Origin of the sequence: Streptococcus suis (assembly GCF_019794615.1) — a bacterium.
Lineage (GTDB): Bacteria > Bacillota > Bacilli > Lactobacillales > Streptococcaceae > Streptococcus > Streptococcus suis_AI.
The window spans coordinates 1-3,238 of the sequence record NZ_JAIMDU010000065.1; the positions used below are offsets into that span (position 1 = coordinate 1).

Sequence of the window (3,238 nt, forward strand, 5' to 3'; positions counted from 1 at the left end):
ACTGGTTTTGATGTAGTGATAACCGGTGTTCCCAATTATTATACACGTGTTCAGATTCCGACATGGACCAATTATAAGAACCAGGACGACATTAAATGGTATGAGGGTATTCGTCAATCAGATGGCAGTTATAAAGTATCAGTTGATATAAACAATCACAACTATGAAACCGGTCTGTATCACGTACACGGCTATGGAGTTCTGCCGAATAAAAAACTGCAGGCTATATTTAGCGCTACACATACTGTTTCAGCTTTTGATATTGCCAAAGAACAGCCTTCCGCTCGTTCTTACACAATTTTCATTGATCCAGGTCATGGGGGGGGTGACTCAGGAGCAGCATATGGAGGCACCTATGAAAAGAATTTAGCGATGTCCGTTGCCAATAAGTTAAAAGCTAATTTATTGCAACAGGGCTACAATGTATTGATGACGCGGACTGGTGATTACAATGTTGATTTCAAAACAGAGCGCTCGCGGATGGCCAATTCAAGTAATGCTGATCTTTTTATCAGTATACATTTCAACGCTACAGGTATGGGTGTGACCACTACAAGTGGTATTGAAACGTATTGGTATCAATACGATCCTGAATATCAGCCGAAAATTAACCAAGCCATGCATAACGATCCAACTCGCTTGGCAGAAAGTAAGATTTTAGCTGAAAAAGTACAGACCAGCCTCATCAAAGAAACTGGAGCCGTAAACCGAGGTGTTCGGAGAGAGACATTTGCGGTCTTACGTGAAACAGATATTCCTGCCATTTTAGTAGAACTTGGTTTTATGGATAATCCTACTGAACTGCAAAAAATTAAACAGGATGCCTATCATTCTCGACTTGCTGCAGCATTGACAAAAGGTATTGTAGACTGGTACGGTGCAGTTGGGGGAAAGTCTAATTCTGGGCAGACGACGCAGAACAATACGCAAGTTCGGGCAATTGACAACAAAGTTGCAGTTGTATCAGAGCCTGTCCAGATGACTTCTAGTCAGGAGGAATTTTTCAATAAAATCCTACCATTGGCGCAACAAGTATCGAAAAACACAGGTCTAGTCACAAGCGTGATGCTGGCGCAAGCAATTTTAGAATCTGCATGGGGAACATCGCGTTTAGCGACAGAGGCCAATAATTTATTTGGTATCAAGTCGGACGCTTTGTGGAAGGGTGATGTCTTGAAAGTTGAGACGAAAGAGTTTCGAGATGACAAGACAATTACGGAAGAAAAATTATTTAGATCTTATGCCTCTATTGCAGACAGTCTAATAGATTACGGAACTTTCTTTACATCAACGCCATGGAGAACGCAAAACTACTCGAAGTATGTCCAATCTAAAGACTATCAATCCGCGATTACTAACCTTCAATCGTCTGGCTATGCGACAGACCCAGTTTATGGAGAAAAGTTAAAATCACTGATTGAGCGGTACAAACTAGATCGCTATTAGTGTGCTGGATTTCTATAAGATTTGGTATTTACAATGTATGCAACAGAAAATGTTGCGTACATTTTTTAATAATTCTTTAAAATATCCCCATTTGAGTGGTTCTTATATTTTTAGCTCATAAATATGTTACAATATATCTAGAGATATAATTGTAATTGATTTTACATAAGTTTATCTTATAAAACTAGGAGCCCGCTTTGAAAAAGAAAAAATATGGTTTTTCCAAAAGAACTTTGTTGTTCGCACCAGTAGCTATTAGCTTGTTATTCGGAAACATTGTCCAAGCCGAAGAAAATACGATTGAGCCATCACTTCCATCATCTACAGATATTGCTCAAGAACAACAAGAGGATACGACGGTTTTTGTACAATCTAGCACAAATTCTAGTCTAGAAGATACTACAACAGAAACAGCTACTGCTGTATCAGAAATTGAAATAACGAAACAAGGAATAAATTCTGTTGACGAAAAGACAACTGTTCAAGTAGAAGCATCTGTATCACTTGAACAGGAAAATGATAATGATATAGAGAACACGGAAAATGTTTCGGATTCGAAGGAGCAGGAGACGTCTATTTCAGAAATATCGTCAGAACCAACTCAACGAATATTTTCCAAGCAGTCTGCTGTAAGCAATGGTGAAGCAGAAAAGTCAACAGCTTCTCTACCTAGGGAATATAGCCCTGTAATCGTACCAATAACTAGTGTTGAAAAAATAGAGCAGAATTTGGTTGTAAATTATACACGACCTATAAAAAGCAATGAAATCGTTCAATTTGCCGTTTGGTCTGAAAAATCAGCCCAGGATGACATTATTTGGTACAATGCAGATAAAACAGGTGCAGCCTACGTAGAATTGAGAAAACACAGAGATTACGGAAAATACCATGTTCATACTTATTCAAATGCAAATGGGAAAATGGTATTTCTGGATAAGCTGGAGTTGGAAGTTGCAGAACCTGTTCCAAGTCAAAAAATTATACAGACCTCAGTTTCAACTTTTGATGTGATAATATCTAATGTGCCAAATTATTATTCACGTATTCAGGTTCCGACATGGACCAACAGTAAAAATCAAGACGATATTAAATGGTATGAGGGTGTTCGTCAGTCAGATGGTAGTTATAAGGTATCAGTTGATATAAAAAATCACAACTATGAATCTGGTCTGTACCTTGTGCACAGCTATGGCGTTCTACCGAATAAAAAATTAGTAGCCCTGGCTCAAGCTACCTACACTGTTCCTCAACCACAGACTAAGCAAACGATAACTCAGACCAGTTTGACTAGTTTTGACGTAGTGATTACAGGATTGCCAAATTATTATACACGCGTTCAGATTCCGACATGGACTAATAATATGAATCAGGATGATATAAAGTGGTATGAGGGGGTTCGTCAATCAGATGGCAGTTATAAGGTATCAGTTGATATAAAAAATCACAACTATGAATCTGGTCTGTACCTTGTGCACAGCTATGGCATTCTACCGAATAAAAAATTAGTAGCCCTGGCTCAAGCTACCTACACTGTTCCTCAACCACAGATTAAGCAAACGATAACCCAGACCAGTTTGACTGGTTTTGATGTAGTGATAACAGGTGTTCCCGATTATTATACACGTATTCAGGTTCCGACATGGACCAACAGTAAAAATCAAGACGATATTAAATGGTATGAGGGCATTCGTCAATCAGATGGCAGTTATAAGGTATCGGTTGATATAAAAAATCACAACTATGAATCTGGTCTGTACCTTGTGCACAGCTATGGCGTTCTTCCGAATAAAAA

General features: G+C 38.6%; 2 protein-coding genes. Both read left to right on the forward strand.

From position 1 onward, the window contains the following. Positions 1–1,446 (forward strand): N-acetylmuramoyl-L-alanine amidase (locus tag K6V43_RS11680; protein WP_337250543.1); only part of this gene is annotated, 1,446 nt, incomplete at its 5' end. A gap of 197 nt (positions 1,447–1,643) precedes the next feature. Then, the coding region (locus K6V43_RS11260; RefSeq protein WP_222383143.1) for a GBS Bsp-like repeat-containing protein at positions 1,644–3,238 on the forward strand (1,595 nt) is incomplete at its 3' end.